Source organism: Pseudomonas sp. E45-MNA-CIBAN-0222 (genome assembly GCF_040310405.1).
Classification (GTDB): Bacteria; Pseudomonadota; Gammaproteobacteria; order Pseudomonadales; family Pseudomonadaceae; genus Stutzerimonas; species Stutzerimonas stutzeri_AC.
In genome coordinates this window covers 24336-44612 of sequence record NZ_JBEOPU010000017.1, presented here as the reverse complement: position 1 = coordinate 44612, position 20277 = coordinate 24336, and the positions used below count along the sequence as shown (strand labels likewise).

General features: G+C 59.6%; 18 protein-coding genes. 16 read left to right on the top strand and 2 right to left on the bottom strand.

The window, feature by feature from the left end; translation table 11 throughout:
• Positions 1 to 80: 80 nt before the first annotated feature.
• On the top strand, positions 81 to 1073 hold the full coding sequence (locus tag AAEZ08_RS20385; protein WP_500125031.1) for a type IIL restriction-modification enzyme MmeI: 993 nt from the start codon (positions 81 to 83) through the stop codon (positions 1071 to 1073).
• A gap of 705 nt (positions 1074 to 1778) precedes the next feature.
• Here AAEZ08_RS20385 and AAEZ08_RS20380 read toward each other — a convergent pair.
• Together AAEZ08_RS20380 and AAEZ08_RS20375 are read right to left on the bottom strand one after the other, a co-directional pair.
• The gene (locus tag AAEZ08_RS20380; RefSeq protein ID WP_312722402.1) at positions 1779 to 2279 is read right to left on the bottom strand and encodes a hypothetical protein; all 501 of its coding nucleotides are present in this window, start codon (positions 2277 to 2279) and stop codon (positions 1779 to 1781) included.
• Between the two features lie 820 nt (positions 2280 to 3099).
• A complete protein-coding gene (locus tag AAEZ08_RS20375) occupies positions 3100 to 4215 on the bottom strand; it encodes a helix-turn-helix domain-containing protein (protein ID WP_312722403.1) in 1116 nt (371 codons plus the stop codon).
• A gap of 1209 nt (positions 4216 to 5424) precedes the next feature.
• On the opposite strand from AAEZ08_RS20375, the gene AAEZ08_RS20370 reads away from it, so the two are divergent.
• The 15 genes from AAEZ08_RS20370 to AAEZ08_RS20300 all read left to right on the top strand — a co-directional run bounded on the left by AAEZ08_RS20370 (position 5425) and on the right by AAEZ08_RS20300 (position 20189).
• Positions 5425 to 6204, top strand: coding sequence for a substrate-binding periplasmic protein (locus AAEZ08_RS20370; RefSeq protein WP_003281427.1), 780 nt, complete (start codon positions 5425 to 5427; stop codon positions 6202 to 6204).
• A 333-nt stretch (positions 6205 to 6537) separates the two neighbouring features.
• A complete protein-coding gene (locus tag AAEZ08_RS20365) occupies positions 6538 to 7014 on the top strand; it encodes a thermonuclease family protein (RefSeq protein ID WP_102820020.1) in 477 nt (158 codons plus the stop codon).
• Positions 7015 to 7174: 160 nt separating this feature from the next.
• Positions 7175 to 9307 (top strand): TonB-dependent receptor, encoded by a 2133-nt coding sequence (locus AAEZ08_RS20360; RefSeq protein WP_500125030.1) that lies wholly within the window; start codon positions 7175 to 7177, stop codon positions 9305 to 9307.
• Between the two features lie 15 nt (positions 9308 to 9322).
• The gene (locus AAEZ08_RS20355; protein WP_152987374.1) at positions 9323 to 9631 is read left to right on the top strand and encodes a hypothetical protein; all 309 of its coding nucleotides are present in this window, start codon (positions 9323 to 9325) and stop codon (positions 9629 to 9631) included.
• Positions 9631 to 11154 carry a PepSY-associated TM helix domain-containing protein gene (locus AAEZ08_RS20350; RefSeq protein ID WP_058065367.1) on the top strand — a complete coding sequence of 508 codons (1524 nt, stop codon included), beginning with the start codon at positions 9631 to 9633 and terminating at the stop codon, positions 11152 to 11154. Before AAEZ08_RS20355 ends, AAEZ08_RS20350 begins: the two co-directional genes overlap by 1 nt.
• Positions 11147 to 11449: a DUF3325 family protein gene (locus tag AAEZ08_RS20345; protein WP_058065368.1), complete on the top strand. Its 303-nt coding sequence runs from the start codon at positions 11147 to 11149 to the stop codon at positions 11447 to 11449. The genes AAEZ08_RS20350 and AAEZ08_RS20345 overlap by 8 nt, the downstream gene beginning before the upstream one ends.
• Positions 11450 to 11552: 103 nt before the next feature.
• Positions 11553 to 12329: a substrate-binding periplasmic protein gene (locus tag AAEZ08_RS20340; protein WP_058065369.1), complete on the top strand. Its 777-nt coding sequence runs from the start codon at positions 11553 to 11555 to the stop codon at positions 12327 to 12329.
• Between the two features lie 154 nt (positions 12330 to 12483).
• Positions 12484 to 14541 (top strand): BCCT family transporter, encoded by a 2058-nt coding sequence (locus AAEZ08_RS20335; protein WP_058065370.1) that lies wholly within the window; start codon positions 12484 to 12486, stop codon positions 14539 to 14541.
• A 286-nt stretch (positions 14542 to 14827) separates the two neighbouring features.
• Entirely contained in the window at positions 14828 to 15601 is a 774-nt protein-coding gene (locus AAEZ08_RS20330; protein WP_003281313.1) for an ABC transporter ATP-binding protein, read from the top strand.
• Between the two features lie 14 nt (positions 15602 to 15615).
• Positions 15616 to 16371 carry an ABC transporter substrate-binding protein gene (locus AAEZ08_RS20325; protein WP_058065371.1) on the top strand — a complete coding sequence of 252 codons (756 nt, stop codon included), beginning with the start codon at positions 15616 to 15618 and terminating at the stop codon, positions 16369 to 16371.
• Between the two features lie 64 nt (positions 16372 to 16435).
• Positions 16436 to 17131 carry an ABC transporter permease gene (locus tag AAEZ08_RS20320; RefSeq protein ID WP_427702270.1) on the top strand — a complete coding sequence of 232 codons (696 nt, stop codon included), beginning with the start codon at positions 16436 to 16438 and terminating at the stop codon, positions 17129 to 17131.
• On the top strand, positions 17128 to 17817 hold the full coding sequence (locus AAEZ08_RS20315) for an ABC transporter permease (protein WP_058065372.1): 690 nt from the start codon (positions 17128 to 17130) through the stop codon (positions 17815 to 17817). Before AAEZ08_RS20320 ends, AAEZ08_RS20315 begins: the two co-directional genes overlap by 4 nt.
• 140 nt (positions 17818 to 17957) lie before the next feature.
• The gene (locus AAEZ08_RS20310; protein WP_500125029.1) at positions 17958 to 18869 is read left to right on the top strand and encodes a D-hexose-6-phosphate mutarotase; all 912 of its coding nucleotides are present in this window, start codon (positions 17958 to 17960) and stop codon (positions 18867 to 18869) included.
• A 116-nt stretch (positions 18870 to 18985) separates the two neighbouring features.
• A complete protein-coding gene (locus AAEZ08_RS20305; protein ID WP_500125028.1) occupies positions 18986 to 19192 on the top strand; it encodes a hypothetical protein in 207 nt (68 codons plus the stop codon).
• 79 nt (positions 19193 to 19271) lie between these two features.
• Positions 19272 to 20189, top strand: coding sequence for a LysR family transcriptional regulator (locus tag AAEZ08_RS20300; RefSeq protein ID WP_500125027.1), 918 nt, complete (start codon positions 19272 to 19274; stop codon positions 20187 to 20189).
• Positions 20190 to 20277: the final 88 nt, after the last annotated feature.

Here is a 20277-nt window from a genome sequence, read left to right as displayed (position 1 = left end):
CGATACCAGAAACCTACCGAACGAGAGCTGTCAGACAAGAAGGGCTAGTGCGGTCTTCCCACACTAAAATCCGGATACCCATGAAAAAACGCCAGTTCGATGTCGCTGGGGATCTGGCTCGCTCTTGGCTGCCTCTGCCGAACCCGAATGGTAAATCGAATTCGCATGTGCTGTTCCCCTGGGTAAATGGCCTGGACATTACTCGCCGGCCTTCCGATACCTGGATTGTCGACTTCGGTCTGGACATGCCGGAGGACGATGCATCGCTCTTTGAGCTACCTTTCGCCCATGTACTCGCAGCAGTCAAACCGGCACGGGATCAGGTCAGCAATGCGAATGAGCGCAGGAAGTGGTGGCTGCATGCTCGGCCCGCGCCCGATTTACGCTCAGCTGTGGCTGGGCTGCCGCGCTTTATTGCAACACCGCGCGTCGCCAAGCATCGGTTGTTCGTATGGATCAAACCGCCAGTCATCTGCGACGGGCAGTTGGTCATCAGTGCCCGTGCCGACGACACCACCTTCGGCATCCTGCATTCGCGCTTCCACGAGCTATGGTCGCTGCGCCTTGGCACAGCTTTGGAAGATCGCCCTCGCTATACCCCCAGCAGCACCTTCGAGACCTTCCCCTTCCCGGAGGGGCTGACGCTAACTGACACCAAGGGTCAGCCAGTAGCTGAGGGTGACCTGCTGTTTCCGCCGGTCACTGCCGAACATTTGCCGGCAGCGGTGAAGATCGCCAGCGCCGCCCAACGCTTGGTCACCCTGCGCGACAACTGGCTGAATCCAGCCGAGTGGGTTGAGCGTGTGCCGGAAGTGGCCGAAGGCTACCCGGAGCGCATCGTCGCCAAGCCCGAGCACGCCGCCGAGTTGAAGAAGCGCACCCTGACCAACCTCTACAACGCCCGCCCGGCCTGGCTCGACAACGCCCACAAGGCGCTCGACAAGGCCGTCGCAGAAGCCTACGGCTGGGGTGATTACGATACCGATATGAGTGACGACGAAGTGCTACGGCGGCTGCTCGCGCTGAACGTCGAACGCAGCGTGGCAATCAGCAAGGGAGACGTGGCGAGGTAACTTCCCAAGCGGAACCGGCGCTGGCCCGCCGGTTCGCAGCCTACGACCTGCCGAACATGCGACGCAGCCATGACCAGATGGTCCTTTGCTCCCTTTTCCTTTCGGAGAAGGGTTTCCGCCTAGTGATCATGGTAGTGAGGTGATAGTCGTACAACGAAGGATCGACCGGTTCCGCCTCGTGACCGTCTTTATCTTTTTTCAAAACTCGTCTCCCGAAAATTGCGTGTATCGCGCTACTCGCTTATGAGCGAAGCCGGCCGAGCGCATTGTCGCCTAGTAACGGAGCGCTCGATTCCCCGGTGCCGTGAGCTGGTGCGCAAAGAGCGGTACGCAACGTGGTACGCACGGAAACGATAAGTTTTTTTTGCGCACCATTCCTACCTTCGCTTCTGGAGCAATGCCGTGCCCGCCGGCATCAACAGGCATAGTTCAGCAAACTCAAAACTGGTTCAAGGGCAGCGCTCTGATTGGACATATGCCGGTATCCACGCATTGGTATCCATGAAAACGCCGCATGCTGAGCAGCTTTCAAAAAATGCGCTGCACCGCGAACAATGGGTAACCGGAGCGATATACGGAACCAGTCATAGGTGAATCGATAGTGCAATGACCCGCAGAGGAGAAAAGGAGTCCTAGCGGAACGGCTGCGGCATGCACTCATCGCCACGACAATGACGCTGACTCAGATCGGTTCTCGCTGACCTATTATGCTGCACGTTTAACCCCTCTATTCGCGCCGGAAAAGGTATTTGCAGGCGAGAAGAAACCAGACCCATCGTCGACTGCAAATATGAACGAGTGCTCCCTAAGGGCGCTAAGAAGCGGCAGTAGCTCCCAAGGCGCTGGCGGAGTCGAGATCATTATCGAGATCACCTGGTCGTCCATCTCACAGTGGCTGACTCGTTGCCACTGTGCTCCGGCAAGCTTTGCTTTTAGAGCTGCCCAAGGATCTGCCCGAAATGGCCTATTTAAAAGGCAATCGCGCCCAAGCACGAAGGCGATCAGGAAGGCAGGCCTTACTGCGAGGTCCTCCTCAATTTCCTCGGGCGACCGGAATGCTGGGCGGGTTTCATATAACGATTGGCTGACGTTCACGACTTCTTTGTAGGCCTCAATACCCAAAGTCAGTGCTGCAGTCCCTTCGGCGGACGCACCGGCAATAGCCATGGCCAACATTGCCGCCTTGAAAATTGATGCAGCCCCCATCGTGATGCCTCGCTAGAAAGAATGTTGGATCGCATATAGAACGCATGCGGACTTACCGGCAGGCTACCGCGCCCAGATCGTATGCGATTGCTTTATCGATCAAACAGCTCGAGATTCCAATGATCGACATCGGCCGCCGTCAAAATGGCATCACTCTCAGCGGTATGACGGGCTCACCGGAGAGCGTGATGACTGCAACAGAATGAGTTGGATTACTTCAGCGCGCATTTAAATCAATAGATGATCGTCTCGGTCAGGTTGTCCTGCTAAGCAGGTGTCGCGAGCACTGGATTCAGGCTGAAATAAGCCTTTACGCCTAGTATTACAAGCGTATCGAGATCTGGACTGACCATGGCTATGGACAGCGCAGAAAAGGCCGATCTGTACTCGGAAACAGTCGACGGTAAGCCAGTGATGGTCGAGGTGAAGTGCTTAAGCGACTGGCGCAGCAGGCTTAATGCTTAGATGGCGAGCGGTCCGTGCACAGCGGCATAGAGCGGCTTCAAGAATTGACTGCCCCTGCCAGGGTCTTCGTGCTGGGTGATCCAGCAGGAAATGTCGAGAACCGGACTCGGGTCGGTCAACTCCTCAGGAAAAAGGACTGGGCACCCAGCAGCATTGACCTTTCGCTGGATCAGCAGGGTTGTAATCTGAACGCGGCGCGGGGCGATCGCCCGGCGCCTGCACAGCGTGCATGTTGATGATGGGCCATAACCTTGCATATTTAACTGCAAAGCTGAGAGCTTCGATCGCCCAGCAGCAGCGAGAGGCGTGGTAATGATGAAAAGCCGCACTAAGTGCGGGGCCTTGGATGAATCGGTCAGCTCTGATCTGCGTCAGCAAATCTAAAGCTTGCTTTTAAGTCATTCATCCACGAGACATCAATCAGGCCGTCATGCTGGAGTCGGCCTACAACAATACCAGGATGGATATCGATCCGGCGCGCAAAGTCGCGCACGGCATCTTTGGTTTTCAGGCTACCCAGTGCGGCCGCGTACTGATCTGGCACCAAAAAGTTACCGGCCCAATCGTTCGCCTCTATTTCCTTTGGATCCCTGCTGCCCTGCTTGCTTGGATCGTCCAAGTACACTGATTTCTTCTCGTCCGCATGGAGGAGAATATGTGCCGACTCATGAAAGAGGGTGAACCAGAACTTATCGTTGGTCTTGCCGTAGAGCGACATTTGGATCAACGGACGATGCGCGTTGAGCCATCTAGCGACACCGCTCACATGAGCTCGCGGGATTGCTGGAACCAGAACAAACGCCACCCCCGCCTCAGCGAACAGCCGCCGAATTCTGGGTTCGAAGTCAGCCGGAGAGGCCGTTGTAAGACCCCGAATTTCAGTAAGCGCACGTTCAAACTTTTCTTTGTTGTACTTTGGCCCGGAAAACTGTTCGGCTTCGATCTCGCCCATCCGCAGCCAGCTTGAGATCGCGGCGACGTCGCTTTGATCTTCTCTACTTCGCCTGAAAGACACTTGCATGCCGGAGTAATGGCTCTCCCACTCATCCGGTGACGCTACACCGAAAAACTTTAGACACTGCTCGACCAGGCCGGGCTTATTCTTTTGTACGACCCGGCACTTCTCAAGAGCTCCGGAAGCCATCAGGTCTTTAATGGGCAGGCAGTCTAGCCAAGTCGTCCATTCCGCTAGCTTTTCTTTCGCTTGGGCGCGAGCTAGCTGCTCCCTATATAAAGCTTCTCGTGAAATCCAAAATGCAGAGGTTCCGCCCAATACGCGCTCCAGCTTTAGAGCGACCTCCTGGCTTAGGCTCGCCTTTCCTTTAATCAGCTGGTTAACGTGCTTTGCTGATACCCCAAGCCGCGTTGCGAGTTCGTCCTGGGTCCAATCCTTTTCTTCAAGTAGGTCGAGAATGGTATCGCCAGGCGGGGATACCCAATCTGGCCTAAACGAAACAGCCAAATCATTCATGGTAATCTCCGATAAATACAATTATGACTCGATGTACTTTTGACCAATCCAGCGATTTATCATCGCGCAATGGATACGGATCGTAGTCTGGCTCAAATGCGATTCTGCAGCCGCCAGACAAGCTCACAGAGTATTGATTTTTCCTGTCGCCTTTTAGCGGGTGAGGGTTCCCGAACGGGAGATCAAAAACCGTACTCGCTGCCCACAAATCCGAAAGGCGAGCTCTTAGTTTTCGAGCAGAGTCAGCTCCTAGCCTTCTCTCAGCAACACGTGGCTTTTCGCACATTTCGCGAAGCTTACGGTCCTTGAAATCAAGCTCCAAACCACGCCCCCTAAGACTATAGCTCTTTACCAAATGGGTAAAGAACTAACGGTTAAATAACGACGAGATGCCGTCTTTGAATTTGCATTTGCGGGCCCGTTCTCGCCAAACGGCAACCCGGCGCAGCGCCGGTAGCACGCATCGCTCTTCCAGCTCGCCCGCGAGAATTTGTAGATCCCGCGGCGCCTCGCCTACCTTTACCTGCCCGCCACCCCTCTGCCCAACGCGGATCGTGATCCCATCCAGAAGCAGCTACGCAAGTAGATCGTCGGAATCGGTGCCAGGCTGTACACGAAGAGTGATGTGCTTGCCTTCCTTGAGGCTAGGACTATGAGGCCTATGGTTGCCAGCTTTCACTAACTGCTTGGGTGATCACCCACTAAGCAGTGCGTAGGCGTTAATTCGGCGATGCCGAACAGAACCCTAACATCCGAATGCTCGCCTGTTGCTTCATTGTGCCATTACTGTTGCCGGTTTTGCTTGGCATTGGTCAGGAAGATAGTAGCCAGAAGCGGAGCGCTTTTCTTTTTGGGGGTATTTTTGGGGGCATTGCAGCAACGCAAAACCTTACACAGCCAGAGATTCGGATACCTGTAGCGAACAGTTCGATTCCGTCCCTGCACCACTAATACCGAGAAACCCCAAGCGAATTTAACCTCCTTGGGGTTTTTTATTGCCTGCAATTTGGCAAAAAGCCTGGTTCAGTCGCTCGCCGCACGAGATAGCCGCCATCCAAGCATGCGGGCCAGCGAAGCGTATGCCTCATTCACTTCATCGCTCCGACTTCATTCTGCGCTAGGCTGGTGCTAACAGAGCGGGCCCGAGCAGGGTGTTGCTCAACTGCGTCGAGCTGCCAAGGAATGCCGCGCATAGCAAGGAGCCGAACGATGCACAGGAATCTCTCGATTCTGCTGTTATGGCTGTTGTCGACCGCTGCCACGGCCAGCAGCGTGCAGTGGCGCTTCGTAACCGAAGACTTCCCTCCTTTCACCTATCCTGCTGACGCCTCAGTCAGCAACACAGCGGGCGTTGGCGCGGCGGGCCCGTTTGTGGAAGTGGTGAGCGCGATCTGCGCGCGTTTGCAGTACCAATGCACGATCACCCTGTATCCCTGGCAGCGAGCATTCCGCCTCGCCGAGCAGGGCCAGGTGGATGGCATCTTCACCTTGGCACGCTCACCGCAGCGCGAGCAGATATTCCACATCAGCCGGATGCTGGTCACTTCCCGCTACAGCGTGTTCGCCCAGGCCGACAGCAGCTTCGTCTTCAATCAGCCCACCGATATGGCTGGCCGTCTGGTTGGCGTTTACGGCCCTTCCGGAACCTCTTACGTACTGTCCGAACGCCTCAAGTCGGTACCTGACGTACGCCTGCACCTGACTACCGACAATCGCCGGCTCTTGCGCATGCTGCAGTCCGGACGCTTCGGCGTGGACGGCCTGGCGGTGCTCAATCAGGATGTCGCCTGGCACCTGATCGAGGAAGAGCGCCTCTCCGGAGTGCGCGAGGCCGGCGAGATGGGCCCGATCAGCTATGGCATTGGCCTTTCGCGCAGGACAGTGAGCACGGCGCAGTTCGAAGCGTTCGAGCAGGCGCTGGACGCGGCAATTGCCGATGGCACGGTGCCGGCGATTCTGCGCCGGCACCAACTCGAAGCCGCGTACTGAGCGGACTAAAAGACGGCAACCACTGAAACCCAATGGTGGCCTAACGGGTGTCGGCAAACACCATCCCTTTGAATATCCGCGCAAACCGTGAGCGCTCTGCATCGACGGTCCAGTCAAAGAAGCCCTGGTGCATTGCCTCGCGATAGCCCTTCGCGGTGCGAGCCTCAGCGCGCACTTAGCCCCCTCTACACGGCAGAGCATGCCGACAGGGAGCTGTGCGGCGGCAGCGCCCCCCAATTTGCCCAAGCAAGGCGGACCATCTGAGACCTGGCTCAGATTCGGTCGACGGCCAGCCTGTTACCCTCGCCCGCCCCTAAACGCATGGATGCCGTCATGCTGCGCTATCTACTTGCCGTCCTGCTCGTTATCGCCTTCCCCGTCTGTGCCGAATCGATCGACTGCCGGGTGATCGGTATCGCGGATGGCAACACCTTCAGCTGCCGTACCGCCGAAGGCAACCGACTGAGGGTCCGGCTGGCCGAGATCGACACACCAGAGCTCAAGCAGCCTTACGGCAGTCAAGCTCGACAAGCACTCTCCAGCTATATCTTCGGCAAGGACGTCGCACTCGCAATCATGGGCCGCGACGACCTTGGAAGGACGCTGGCGCGGGTCAAGGTCGGTAATGTCGACGTCAACTCAGAGATGGTCAGGACTGGGACCGCTTGGGCGTACCGCGGCCACTTGAAGGACCGCAAGCTGCTCGACCTGGAAGCCGTCGCACGCGAATTCAAACGCGGCATATGGTCGTTGCAGAAATCCGAACAGCAGCCCCCATGGGAATGGCGCAAGGAAATGCGTGGCCGCTAGTCGGTTCTGCCTGCTGGGCGCCTCGCTTTACTAGCCTGACCTAGGCAGTAAAGACGTGAAGTGTGCAGCGATCTGTACGCCCCAACAATCTTAATGAAAGTAATTTGCATTTAGTTTACCTTCACGCTCCCCTCTATAAATCCAAATCCGGGAGCTCCACGTGTTTCGCAAAACCTGCCTGTGCCTATCCATTTCGCTCGCCTCCCTTTCACTCTCGTCTTCGCCGGTCGCAGCAGCGAATGAGGCGGCGGAGCTTGAAGCGGTCACCATCAGCGCGACCCGGGCCAGGAGTGAAGCGGGCAAGACCCCACAAAAAATCACCGTGATCGACCGCGAGCAGATCGAGCAGCAACTGGCGATCACTGGTGACCATGGCGCGATCCTGAGCAATCTGATCCCCTCCTATTCGCCAAGCAGGCAGAAGATGAGCAGCGCTGGTGAGACGTTCCGTGGCCGCTCGGCGCTGATCCTGATCGATGGCGTACCGCAGTCGACACCGCTACGCGACAGCCAGCGTGACGGCTACGTAATCGACCTATCGATGGTCGAGCGTATCGAGGTCATTCACGGCGCCAGCGCCGAGCATGGCTTGGGAGCGACCGGCGGCATCATTAACTACGTCACGCGCCGCCCTGCCAGCGGAGCTTTACGCCAGCACGCAGGGATCAGCTTCACTGCGCCCACACGCTTTGAGTCCGAAGGACTTGGCTACAAGCTGGACTACCGCATCGAAGGCACTCAAGGCGATTTCGACTACCTAGCCGCCGCCAGCTGGCAGACTCAGGGCATGTTCTACGACGCCAATGGTGATCTGATTGGCGTAGACGATACCCAGGGCGATGTAATGGATTCGACCAGCACCGATCTAATGCTCAAGCTCGGATACTGGCTAGACGACGATCAAAACATCGGCCTGATGGTCAATCGCTACCAGGTGGAGGGCGAGCACGAGTACGTCAACGTACCCGGCGATGCCGACGCAGAGATACCCGCGACTTCACGCAAAGGTAGCCCGCTGGGCAAGGCGCCACAGAACGAGGTGCTGGCGACCAGCCTGTCGTACAAGCACGCAGACCTGTACGGCAACGAACTGGGTCTGCAGCTGTATACACAACGCTTTCGCGGTCGCTTTGGCGGCGGCACCAACGCTACCTTTCAGGACCCCAGCATCGCACCCGTGGGTACGCTTTTCGATCAATCGCAGAACGAGTCGGACAAGATCGGCGGCAAGCTGACGATCAGCCGTGATCGTTTGCTCGACAACCACCTGATGCTCACCGGTGGCATCGACGTGCTGCAGGACACCACCAGCCAGCAGCTGATCCTCACGGATCGGGAGTGGGTGCCGGAAACAGTGTTTCTCAACTACGCCCCGTTCCTCCAGGCAGAGATCCGCGTGCTCGAACAGCTGACACTGCACGCCGGGGTGCGCCATGAATTTGCAGACCTGGAGATCGACAGCTTTCGTACTATCGCCTCGACCAAGCCCGTGGGCAGTGTCGCTGTCGAGGGCGGCAATCCGACCTTCGAGGAAACGCTCTACAACGCCGGTTTGGTGTGGCAGATGAATGACTGGGCGCAGCTGTTCGCCAACTACTCGGAGGGTTTCGGCATGCCCGATGTCGGACGCGTGTTGCGTGGCATCGGCACACCGGGAACGCGTGTCGACGACTTCCTGGACCTGCAGCCAGTGGTCACCGAAAACCGCGAAATTGGCTTTCGGTTAAACCACGGACCATTCGACGCTGAAATCAGTTACTACCAATCCGACGCAGATCTTGGCTCACGCCTGGATGGAGTGGGCGGGGTTTATCAGGTTCGTCGCGAACGTACCGAAATTGACGGCATCGAGTTCGCTGGCGGCTGGCAGGTCAACAAGGCACATCGCCTGAAGCTGGTGTATGCCCAGGTCAACGGCCAGTCCGATACCAACGGCGACGGCAAGGTCGACACCGATCTCGATGGCGCAAACATCTCACCGGATCGCTATGGCATCAGCTGGCAAGCGAACTGGGGCGAAAAGCTGCACAGTCTGCTGCAAGCCAACCACTACGCCAGCCGCAGCTTCGACACCGAAGGGCTGGACTTCGACGGCTACACCCTGGTGGACGCCTCCCTGCGCTACAGCTTGCCGCTCGGCGAGGCCAGCCTCGGCATCGAAAACCTGTTTAACGAGGACTATCTGACCTACTACTCCCAGGCGGCCAATACCGGCACGCAGGAAACCCGTAATGGCCGCGTTTTCAACGGTCGCGGGCGGACGTTCACACTCGGATACCAAGCCAGCTTTTAACCCATGTGCGAGCCGGTGAGGCACTGGCCGTTCGACCGGCCCTGGCAAAGGCATACCGCTCTCACGCTGCGAGTGGTCACGGCCGTCGCTGGCGGCTACGCCTGCACGGTTGCCCTGAGCTCGACTGTAGCCCTGTCATTGGTGCTGCTCGCTGACATGGCGCGCAGCGATGCGGTGCTGCTTGCATCCATGCTCGGGTTCATCATCTACCTGGCATTGCTGCTGTGGTGCTTTGCTGAACCCAGGCTATGGCGCGTCGGCCTGCTTATACCGCTGAGCATGGCGTTAGATGCGGGCTTGCAGTTCGGGCTGACGCACATCTGATGGCGCCTGGTAGCGGCTTGCGCTCCTCCATGGGCTGGCTGCACACCTGGGCCGGGGTGGTGCTCGGCAGCCTACTGCTGACTGTATTCTGGTCCGGCAGCCTGGTAGTTTTCGACCGTGAGATTGACCGCTGGATGCAGCCTGCAACTCGCCTCGCCGCCGCTCCTGCGGAAATTTCGCTGGACCGCCTGGTAGTCACCCACGCCCAGCGCCTTGCGGGAGCAGCCCCACGCTGGAGCATCACCCTTCCAGATCGGCGCACGCCGATCATTCAGCTGGAATATCAGGATGCGCAGGGTGTATCGACACGCCGCTTCATCGACCCTTACAGCGGCGAACTTCTACCTGACGAGGGCAGTTGGGCGGCCACAGGGTTTCTTTTCCCGTTTCACTACAGCTTGCACCTACGCTGGCGCGACCTCGGCTACTGGCTAGTCGGAATAGCCGGCATGGGCATGCTGACATTGCTGGCTTCGGGCGTGGTGATCCACCGCAAACTGATTCGCGAGTTCTTTACCTTTCGCCGGCACAAGAGCACACAGCGCGCCACACTGGATCTGCACAACCTCACCGGCATCGTCGCATTGCCATTCCATTTTCTGATCAGCCTATCGGGGCTGATCATTTTCTTCGCCATCTACTTTCCCGCTGTCATCGAACGCCTCTACCCCAACGGCAGCAGCCAATTCACTGCGCAAGCGTTCGGCAGCTACACGCGACCCGCTGCGGGTGAGCCAGCAGCGCTGGCCTCGCTGGACGCCATGCGCAGCCGCGCGCGTAAAGCCTGGCAGGGAGACGAGCCATACATGCTGAGGGTCTGGTATCCGGGAGATAGCCAAGGGTATGTGGAAGTCCGTCGTACATTTGCTCGGCAAATCAGCATGAATGTCGACCGCATGACCTTCGACTCCAGCAACGCTGCGCTGCTGCTCGATCATCGCACCGCGCCGATAGCGGGTATCCAGCGCTTTTTCAGCGGCTTGCATTTTGTCCAGTTCGAGCACTGGACGCTGCGTTGGCTGTATTTTCTGGGCGGGCTTTGCGGCTGCGTAATGATCGCCACCGGCATGCTGTTCTGGGCCGGCGCACGACGCAACAGACACCTGAACCAGGGCATGCGAGGCGTGAACCTGGTTGATGCAATCTGCGTCTGCAGCTGCACCGGTCTGATACTAGCGACGCTCGGCTTCTTCATTGCTAACCGCGTGCTGCCCGCAGAAGCCAGCTGGCTTGGCAACAAGCGAGCGGCGCTGGAAGGCTGGACGTTCTTCCTCGCATGGGCGGCAGCACTCCTGCACGCCCTGCGATACGGTACACGGGCATGGAGTGGTCAGCTGATGGCCATCTACATAGCAGCACCCATGGCGGTACTGTTGAACTGGCTCAGCACCGGCGACCACCTGCTGCGGAGTCTGCAGCAGGGCCTTTATGCCGTCGCAGGCATGGACCTGATGCTCCTGCTGCTTGCGCTGCTCGCACTCGCTACCGCGCGCCGGCTCGCTCGAGGCGTGGCGCATGCCTGAGTTCGTGCAGCTGATGGCCGCTGGGCTGTGCTACCTGGCACTAGCCCAGTTGGCTCTGTTGCAGCTACCTCATCGCAAGGCGGTCTGGCGTGTGACCGCACTCCCGCTGCCTTTAGAGCAAAAGCTGCGGCGCGTAGCCGCTGGGTTAATGCTCACTATCGCGCTGGGGCTCCTGCTCATGGTCGATGGGCCAGGTTTTGCACTGCTGCTCTGGCTCTGGCTGCTGGCGCTCATGGCAGCAGCCGTCGCGTTCACGCTCAGCTGGAAGCCGAGCCTATTGCGCTGGCTACCTTGATACGTACGGTCACGACTCAGATAGCGCGGATACCGACGACGCGCTAGCCTGAAGCGATGGCAGAGCGCTTGCAGCTGTAGCCAATCGCCTTGGAGCTACAACCATGCCCCTACGCTGGATTGCGATGTCGATGCTACTGAGCCTGAGCCTGGCAGCCAACGAAGGCCACGCAGAAGCACTGAGCTTCGTCACTGAAGACTTCCCGCCCTTCTCCTACGCGCAGACTGATGCGGCAGCCAACGACATCGCTGCCGGCCCCTTCGTCGATATCGTCACGGCCACCTGTGCACAGCTGAGCATCGACTGCCCTGTCCAGCTGCATCCTTGGCGCCGTGCACTGGCCTTGGCGGAGGCCGGCGAGGCGCAGGGCATCTTTACGGTCATCCGTTCGCCGGAACGGGAGCACGCGTTTCATCTAACTCGCATGCTGGTGACCTCGCGCTACGGCGTATACGCACGCACCGCCAGCCGCTTCGTATTCCACCGGCCGCAGGACCTTGCCGGCCGCACAGTCGCCGTATACGGCCCATCCGGCACCTCGTTCGTGCTCGGCAAACACCTGACCAGGGTTGCTGACGTGCAGTTGATCCTCAAAGCGGATAACCGCCGCCTTCTGCGCATGCTGGAGGCCGGGCGCTTCGGGGAAAACGGCGTGGCCGTGGTCAATCAGGACGTCGCCTGGCACCTAATCGATCAGGAAGCGCTAACAGACATCCACCAGGCAGGTGAATTGCAGGCCGTTTCCTACGCCATCGGGCTTTCCCGTACCGCGGTCAGTGAAGCCGAGTTTCAGCGTTTCAACCAAGCGCTGGAGGCGCTGATCGCCGACGGCAGCGTCACACGCATTCTGCGGCGCTACGGGCTGGACCCTGCGTTTTAGCTGCTGCCGCACAACCAATTGAGCAATCAGGACAATTTTCGCTGAATCATTCGGCGCTTCGGGCCGTCTATCCAGAAGGCAGCGTTCGGCCACTCCGGAAGTTTCGCCGCGTACATCCCGCTCATCACCCAGTCATAAGGGAGGCTGACCGCCCATGGACGCCGCTAAAAAATTGCCCAAAGCCGTCATTCTGTTCCCCGTATTCATCCCCGCCGTGGTCGTCACCCTGCTGCTGGTGATCGGCACGATCAGCAATCCGGAACTGGCTGGTGAGGTGTTCAGCTCGACGCTGGCGTTCATTACAACCAACTTCGGCTGGTTCTACATGCTGTCGGTGGCGTTCTTTCTGGTATTCATCGTCGGCATCGCGATGACGCCCTGGGGCAATATCAAACTGGGCCCCGACCACGCCGAGCCGCAGTACAGCTTCCCAGCCTGGTTCGCCATGCTGTTTTCCGCCGGCTACGGTATCGCCCTGCTGTTTTTCGGCGTGGCCGAGCCCGTGTTGCACTACGCCTCGCCGCCGGCCGGTGCTGGGGAAACCGTGGACGCCGCCAAGCAAGCCATGCAGATCGCCTTCTTCCACTGGGGCTTTCACATCTGGGCGATCTACGGTCTGACCGGGCTGGTGCTGGCTTATTTCTCGTTCCGCCATGGTTTGCCGCTGTCGATGCGCTCGGCGCTGTACCCCATCATCGGCGAACGCATCTATGGGCCGATCGGTCATGTGGTGGATATCTTCGCGATTCTCGGCACCCTGTTCGGCATCGCCACCACGCTTGGTTTGTCCGTCACCCAAATCAATGCGGGCATCAATTACCTGTGGCCGACGATACCGATCAGCATCAATGTGCAGATCATCGCCATCGCCATCATCACCGGCCTGGCGATCTGCTCGGTGGTCGCCGGCCTCGACAAGGGCGTGAAGAACCTGTCGCTACTGAACATGATCCTCGCGATCGGCCTGATGCTGTTCGTGTTCGTGGTCGGTCCGACCATCTTCATCCTCGAGACCTTTCTGCAGAACACCGGCAGCTACCTGAACAACATCATCGAGCGCACCTTCAACCTGCAGGCGTACAGCCGCAGCGACTGGATCGGCAACTGGACGCTGTTCATCTTCGGCTGGACCATCGCCTGGTCGCCCTTCGTCGGCCTGTTTATCGCCAAGATCAGCCGTGGTCGGACCATCCGCCAGTTCGTCTTCGGCGTGATGTTCGTGCCGACCATGTTCACCTTTCTCTGGTTCTCTGTGTTCGGCGACACCGCACTGCACATGATCATGGTCGAGGGCTATACATCACTGATTGGCGACGTGCAGGCGGACAACGCCATCGCGCTGTTCAAACTGTTCGAACTGCTGCCGATGACGTCCATCGCCTCGTTCCTGGCGGTGGTGCTGATTATCACCTTCTTCGTCACCTCGTCGGACTCCGGCTCCCTGGTGATCGACTCGCTGGCAGCCGGCGGGGCGCTGCATACGCCGGTGTGGCAGCGGGTGTTCTGGGCCAGTATCGAGGGCGTGGTCGCGTCCGCACTACTCCTGGCCGGCGGGCTCAGCGCATTGCAGACCATGACCATCGCCAGCGCGCTGCCCTTCGCGATCATCATGATGATCGCTGCGCTGGGCATGTGGCGCGCACTGGTGATCGAAGGCCATCACGAAACCAGTTTGCAGAGTCATATGCAGGGCAGCCGGCTGGCGAGCAATGCAGGGCCCGGTCTGTGGAAGAAGCGCCTTGCGGGCATGGTCAGCTTCCCCAGCCGAGACGACGTCGACGGTTTCATGAACACCACAGTGCTCAAGGCCATGCGCCGCGTGCAGCGCGAGCTCAGTGGCCAGGAATGGGCAGCCGAAGTGCACACAGACGAAGCCCATTCGCGGCTCTACCTGGAGGTCATCAAGGACGACCAGGTCGATTTTATCTACGAGATCCGTGCGGTCGGCTACGCCATGCCGGCATTCGCCCTGACCGAAAGTCCGGAGACTGACGAGCAGTACTACCGCGCCGAGGTATTCCTGCGTCGCGGCGGCCAGCACTACGACATCTACGGTTACGATCAGGCGGACATCATCAGCGACATACTTGATCAGTTCGAGAAGTACCTGCACTTCCTGCACATCTCGCCGGGCAGCCTGCCGTGGAAGATGGCCGAACATGACGAAATGCTCACTGACGACCCCGAACTACCCAAACCGAACCCGTCCTAGAGCCCCCGGCAGGGTAGGCAGCAGACGCCCCGCCGCTGCCGCCAAACCCTGCCACCGGCGAGGCCCACGCGGGTGGTATCGATTTCATCTATATAGATAAAGGCACTAAAGCGTACCGGCAAAATATGACCAGCCAGTCACGTTGCTCGACACCGCATCGCGCTTGGCGCATGCCGCATCGCATGCTAGGTTTGCGCCTCGCCAGGATGGCGAGCAGTTCGCGCGGAGCGCACCAACAGAATATCTAGACCATGGCGGCCTTCGCCGGTCTGTAAGAGGACCCCTCATGGCCGAGGCCATCCCTGCACTGGAAATCCGCAACCTGCACAAGCGCTACGGCGATCTGGAAGTTCTCAAAGGCATTTCGCTGACCGCCCGCGATGGCGACGTGATTTCCATCCTTGGCTCTTCAGGCTCTGGTAAGTCCACGTTCCTGCGCTGCATCAACCTGCTGGAGAACCCCCACGAGGGCGAGATTCTGGTAGCCGGCGAGCAGCTAAAGCTCAAGCGCGACAAGCAGGGCGACCTGGTAGCCGCCGATGGCAAGCAGCTCAATCGGATTCGCAGTGAGCTGGGTTTCGTGTTCCAGAACTTCAACCTCTGGCCGCATATGACCATCCTCGACAACATCATCGAGGCACCGCGCCGAGTGCTCGGCCAGAGCAAGGCCGAAGCCACCGAAGTCGCCGAGGCACTGCTGGCAAAAGTCGGTATTGCCGACAAGCGCCACGTCTACCCCAATCAGCTCTCCGGTGGTCAGCAGCAGCGCGCGGCGATCGCCCGCACGCTGGCAATGCAGCCCAAGGTGATTCTGTTCGACGAACCCACATCGGCGCTGGACCCGGAAATGGTACAAGAAGTGCTTGCAGTGATTCGGTCGCTCGCCGAAGAAGGCCGCACCATGCTGCTCGTCACCCATGAGATGAATTTCGCCAAGCAGGTTTCCAGCGAAGTGGTATTCCTCCACCAGGGTCTGGTCGAGGAACAGGGAACGCCCGAGCAGGTATTTGACAATCCTCAATCGGCGCGCTGTAAACAATTCATGTCCAGCCATCGCTAATGGAGCAACACCGCATGAAGAGCTATAAGAAGATCCTGCTGACCGCTGCTGCCTCGCTGATCATCGGCACCCAGGCATTCGCCGCGGAAAAACTACGGATTGGTACCGAAGGCGCCTACCCACCCTTCAACCTGATCGACGCCAGCGGCAAGGTGGTCGGCTTCGACCTGGATATCTCCCACGCGCTGTGCGCCAAGATGAAGGTCGAATGCGAGGTGGTGACCTCTGATTGGGATGGCATCATCCCTGCGCTGAACGCCGGCAAGTTCGACTTCCTCGCCGCTTCCATGTCGGTCACAGAAGAGCGCAAGAACGCCGTCGACTTCACCGATCACTACTACACCAACAAGCTGCAGTTCGTCGCGCCCAAGTCCACCGACTTCAAGACCGACGAGGGCTACCTGAAAGGCAAAGTCATCGGTGCGCAGCGCGCGACCATCGCCGGTACCTGGCTGGAAGACAACCTGGATCGCGTCGTCGACATCAAGCTCTACGACACCCAGGAAAACGCCTATCTGGACCTGGCCTCCGGCCGTGTCGATGGCATCCTCGCTGATACCTTCGTGCAGTGGGAATGGCTCAAGAGCGACGCCGGCAAGAACTTCGAGTTCAAGGGCGAGCCGGTATTCGATGACGACAAGATCGCCATCGCCGTACGCAAGGGCAACGATGAACTGCGCGAGCGGCTGAACAAGGCGCTGGCGGAAATCATCGCCGACGGCACCTACAAGCAGATCAACGACAAGTACTTCCCGTTCAGCATTTACTGATCCAACCGAACCGAAGCCCGATCGCCAGTCTGCTGGCCGATCGGGCTTCGGTGTTTGAGTTCCTATGATTCCTGACCTTCACGGATTCGGTCCGGCCTTGATCGCCGGCACCTGGATGACCATCCAACTGGCACTCGCCTCCCTGGCGCTGGGGCTGGTGCTCGGCCTGCTCGGCGCACTCGCCAAGACCTCACCCTACAGCGCATTGCGCTGGCTCGGGGGCACCTATTCGACCATCGTGCGCGGCGTACCCGAGCTGCTCTGGGTGTTGCTGATCTATTTCGGCACCATCAGCATGATTCGCGGCATCGGCGAGCTGTTCGGCATCGCGAATCTGGCACTCAGCCCGTTCGCCGCCGGCACCATCGCCCTTGGCCTGTGCTTTGGTGCCTACGCCACCGAGGTATTCCGCGGTGCACTGCTGGCGATTCCCAAGGGGCATCGTGAAGCCGGCTTGGCACTGGGCCTGGGCAAACGGCGCATCTTCACGCGCCTGATCCTGCCACAGATGTGGCGCCTGGCGCTGCCGGGCCTTGGCAACCTGTTCATGATTCTGATGAAGGACACCGCGCTGGTTTCGGTGATCGGCCTCGAGGAAATCATGCGTCGCTCGCAGATCGCGGTGACCGCCAGCAAGGAACCCTTCACCTTCTTCCTGGTGGCGGCCTTCATCTACCTGTGCCTGACCATCGTTGCCATGGTCGGCATGCACTTCCTTGAAAAACGTGCCGGCCGCGGCTTCGTGCGGAGCGCAGCATGACCTGGGAAACCTTAATCAAGTGGCTGCCGAGCTTTGCCGATGGCGCCTGGCTGACCCTACAACTGGTAGGCGTCTCGGTGATCGCCGGGCTGATCCTCGCCGTACCTTTGGGCATTGCCCGTTCGTCCAGGCATCTGGCCGTTCGCGTATTGCCCTACGGCTACATCTTTTTCTTCCGCGGCACGCCACTGCTGGTCCAACTGTTCCTGGTCTACTACGGCATGGCGCAATTCGAAATCGTGCGCCAGAGTGCGCTCTGGGTCTACCTGCGTGACCCTTACTGGTGCGCAATCATCACCATGACATTGCACACCGCCGCCTATATCGCCGAGATCATCCGCGGGGCGATTCAGAACGTGCCACCCGGCGAAATTGAAGCCGCACGGGCGCTGGGCATGTCGCGTGCGCAGGCGTTGCTGCACATCATCCTGCCGCGCGCCACACGCATCGGCCTGCCGGCGTACAGCAACGAAGTGATCCTGATGCTCAAGGCCAGCGCGCTGGCCAGTACGATCACGCTGTTGGAGCTGACCGGCATGGCGCGCAAGATCGCTGCGCGCACCTATCAGCATGAGGAGATGTTCCTCACCGCCGGCCTGATCTATCTGCTGATCGCCTTCGTATTGATGCAGGGCTTCAAGCTGCTGGAACGCTGGCTGCGTGTCGACGCCTGCCAGGGCCGTTGATTCCGTAAAAGGCCTCCTCGACCGCGGCGAGGGGGCAACAGCACCAGCAGCGCTGCCGACCACCCATGTCGGCCCTATCGGCTGAATCCCGCCGCAGCCCTGCGGTCAGACGCAAACCCGAACCCATCACGAGATTGCCCATGCCTGTCGATATTCAACGCATCGAAATGGACCAACTCGCCTGCTGGCGAGTCCGCCGCGGCGAAGACGAACTGTTGATCACCGAACAAGGCGCGCAGATCCTCAGCTATCGCAAGGGCGACGCGCCGCCGATCATCTGGCTCAGCGAAGAGGCCACCTTCCAGCAGGGCCAGTCGGTACGCGGCGGGGTACCGATCTGCTGGCCCTGGTTCGGCGACCTGGCGCGCAACCCGCAGACGGTGCAGGCAAGCTACCAGGGCGAACAGCCAGCGCCCTTCCACGGGCTGGTGCGCACCCTGCCCTGGCAACTGCACGAACAGCGCAGCGAAGGCGACGTTGCCATTCTCGAATTCCATTGCCCCCAAGCAATCGGCGAACTACCCGGCTGGCCTCATCAGGTCGAACTGGCTCTGCATGTGCGCCTCGCCGACGATCTCCAACTGACACTCAGCAGCCGCAACAACGGCAGCGTAGCCGTCAGCATCAGCCAAGCGCTGCACACCTACTTTGCCATCAGCGACATCCAGCAGGTCCGGGTGGAAGGCCTCGCCGGTCGCCCCTTCATCGATACCCTGCAGAACTGGGAAGAACACCAGCAACAGGGCGACCTGCAGTTCGGCAGCGAGACCGACCGTATCTATCAGAACCTGCCCACGGTCCTCACGCTCGTCGACTCGGGCTGGAACCGGCGTATCCAGCTGACCACCCGCGGCTCGACGTCCGCCGTGCTGTGGAATCCCTGGATAGACAAGGCAAGACGTCTGTCCAGCTTTGCCGACGACGCTTGGCAGCGGATGCTGTGTATCGAAACGGCGAACGTGATGGCAGACGTTGTGGTGCTCGAACCGGGGCAGTGCCATACCCTGAACACTTCAATTAGACCTCTGAGAGAGAACCCTAAGGCAACGTGACCGTTCGGCGGGGATCTACCTGATAGCGATGAACGGCCAGGGATTAATCCACGTGAAGTGACAAAATGACATCACAGCTGCAGGTGCAGCGCTTCCGATGATCAGAGTCACTTTTCATGTCCGCCAATCGCCGCTACTCCATCATCCTCGAACACACCGGCCAGGTCCTGCTGGAGCATGCCTCGCTTGAGCAGGTCGAGGCGTTCTGGGACGCCAATGATGCCCTTTACTTCGGCCTGCGCATCGAAGACGCGCAAGGCGATCACTCTTGGGTGTTCGTCACCGACGTGATTCCGGAAGACGAGGAAGCGATCTTCTCCTGAGTCGGCAAAACCCGCGCCTTTCCCGCCCGGCCCGCTGTGAGTTCGGCATAATCGTCGACCCGCCCGCGGAGCCAAAGCCATGCAGATCGACGAAGAACTGACCCTGAAGAAGCTGGAAGTGTTTCTGGCCTTCATGCGCAGCGGCAATCTGGGCAAGGCCGCGGTGGAGCTGAACACCAGCAACGTCAGCGTGCACCGCGCCATCCACTCCCTGGAAAGCGCGCTGCGCTGCCCGCTGTTCAAGCACGAGGGGCGCAACCTGATCCCGCTGGAAAGCGCCTACGTGCTGGAAGAGCGCGCCCAGCAGCTGGTCAAGGACGTGCTCGAGACGGTGCGCCAGACCCGCGAGGCCGCCGGTTTCTCGGCCGAGCGCTTCAAGCTCGGTGCGCTCTATTCGCTGACGGTGAAAACCGTGCCGCAGCTGATCATGGGCCTGAAGCTGCGCCGCAGCGAACTCAACATCGACCTCATCCTCGGCTCCAACGTCGACCTGCTCTACAAGCTGAAGAACATGGAGCTGGACGCCATTCTGGTGTCGCTCAACGAAAGCGTGGCCGACCCGGACTGCGCCCAGGTGCAGCTGTTTTCCGACGACATTTTCCTCGCCGCGCCGGCCGACTCGCCCTTCGCCAACCAGAGCGAGGTGGACCTCAGCGATCTGCGTGACGCCACTTTCATCACCCTGTCCCAGGGCTTCGCCACCCACCAGGACGGCAACCGGGTGTTCCAGCTGGCGGGCTTCGAGCCAAAGGTGGCGATGCAGGTGAACGATATCTTCACCCTGCTCAGCATGGTCAATTCCGGGGTCGGTTACGCGCTGCTGCCGGGGCGGGTGGGCATGGTCTACGAATCGCGGGTGCGGCTGATCCCGCTGCAGGCGCGCTACCGGCTGCAGCAGCATATCGGCGTGGTGTTCCTCAAGGCCAAGGAACGCGACCCCAACCTGCTCGCGCTGCTCGCCGAATGCCGGATGTACAGCCTGAAACACCCGAGCTGAAGCGGCGTCCGCAAGCGGCCGAGCGGGACGGGAAGATGATTAGATGGCGCCGCAGTGGTGGAAGAGGCTTCGCCGTCTTCCACCCTAC